2 protein-coding genes are annotated in these 1,692 nt (G+C 59.3%); one reads left to right on the forward strand and one right to left on the reverse strand.

The genetic code is table 11. From position 1 onward, the window contains the following. Nucleotides 1-862 (forward strand): thiamine phosphate synthase (locus tag IGS51_RS01640; RefSeq protein WP_297075157.1); only part of this gene is annotated, 862 nt, incomplete at its 5' end. A gap of 78 nt (nucleotides 863-940) precedes the next feature. Here IGS51_RS01640 and IGS51_RS01645 read toward each other — a convergent pair. Then, on the reverse strand, nucleotides 941-1,642 hold the full coding sequence (locus IGS51_RS01645) for a Uma2 family endonuclease (RefSeq protein ID WP_297075159.1): 702 nt from the start codon (nucleotides 1,640-1,642) through the stop codon (nucleotides 941-943). Nucleotides 1,643-1,692 lie beyond the last annotated feature (50 nt).

Genomic DNA, 1,692 nt, shown 5'->3' on the forward strand with positions numbered 1-1,692 from the left:
GCGAGCCGCCCGCGACACCCCCGGCGACCCCGGCATCGACCTGACCCACACCGCCGAAATGGAGCGTCCCAGCCTCGATGCGCTGCTGCGAGCCAACCTCTGCCGGGTGCAAGAGGCGCTGCGGGTGCTGGAGGAATACAGCAAGATTGACCGGCCCGAAATGGCCGCCGCCTGCAAACAACTCCGCTATCGCGTCTATGAGCTAGACAGCCAACTCATGGGGCGATCGCACGACGGACGGATGCACAAACTGCGGCGATCGCCCCTCTACCTCGTCACCTCACCCCACGAACACCTGCTGCCCATTGTGGAAGCCGCGCTCCAGGGCGGGCTGAGCCTGGTGCAATATCGCGACAAAACCGCCGACGACCCCACCCGGCTCCAGCTTGCCGAAAAGCTGTGTCACCTCTGCCGTCGCTACGATGCCCTGTTTTTGGTCAACGACCGAGTAGACATTGCCCTGGCCGTCGATGCCGATGGCGTGCATCTGGGTCAGCAGGACATTCCCATCGCCCTGGCCCGGCAAATCCTCGGCCCCAGCCGCATCATCGGCCGCTCCACCACCAACCCCGACGAAATGCAGCGGGCCCTTAGCGAAGGCGCAGACTACATTGGCGTGGGCCCCGTATACGAAACGCCAACCAAAGCAGGCAAAGCTGCTGCTGGCCTGGACTACGTGCGCTACGCCGCAGCCCATTCGCCCATACCCTGGTTTGCCATCGGCGGCATCGATGCCGAAAATCTGGGCGACGTAATCGCTGCTGGCGCAACCCGGGTTGCCGTCGTGCGAGCCATCATGCAAGCGCAACAGCCGACCCAAGCTACCCAAGCGCTGTTAACCAAGCTAGGGGCTGGGGCGTAGCGCTTAGGCCTTGAACCGGATTTTGCTGAAGAAACGCCCTTCTCCGTCGCCCCTATTGTTCAGGCACTTGTCAAGCACTTAGCCGGGCGGCAACTGGTCTGGATCAAAGCCGTGCGATCGCAAAAAAGCCTCTAGTTGTTCTCGCCGCTGCCGTTCGATTTCAGCTTCACTCAGGTAGCGATCGCCCTTCGCATCAAACCACGCCAACTGCTCCTGCGGCAAATTGCCAAACAGCGCTTGATGTCGCCCAATGCCCAACCCCACCTCCGGCATCCAGTACGGCTCCCCAATCTGCAACTCGTACTGCCCATCGGTTAATTTGTAAACCTCAAAAGGCTGATGCCCGTCCCGCTGCCAAAACTCTGGATTGTAGATGACATAGTACAGCACCCCCAGGCGGGCGTAGATGTCCATCTTTTCGTCATACTCCCCGCCATAGCTGTGGGAAACCAACTCCAGCGTCAAAATCGGCGGAATATTGTTCTCTTCCCACAGCACATAGCTGAGCCGTCCGCGTCCTTTGCGGCTCGGCTTGCGACGGTCAACCCCCAAACTCAAAAATCCATCGGGAATTACTGGCACTCTCGGACTTTTGCCCGTCGTGTGATAGATGCCCATGTCCACGCCAAAGTACCAATCGTTGCGGTTCGCCCAAATCGAGTTGAGCAAAAACAGCAGGATATTGGGCAAAAGATTCTGGTCTTCGTTGTCCACAGGCGTGTCGTCTGAGCAAGGTAGCTCTTCGCTGGAGGGCAAGTGCTGTAGGTCGATCGGCAGCATAGCAAAACCTCAAACGTCCTCAGATGACTTTATTGTAGGCGCGGGTGGGT

Source organism: Thermoleptolyngbya sp. M55_K2018_002 (genome assembly GCF_015295965.1).
Taxonomy (GTDB): Bacteria; Cyanobacteriota; Cyanobacteriia; order Elainellales; family Elainellaceae; genus Thermoleptolyngbya; species Thermoleptolyngbya sichuanensis.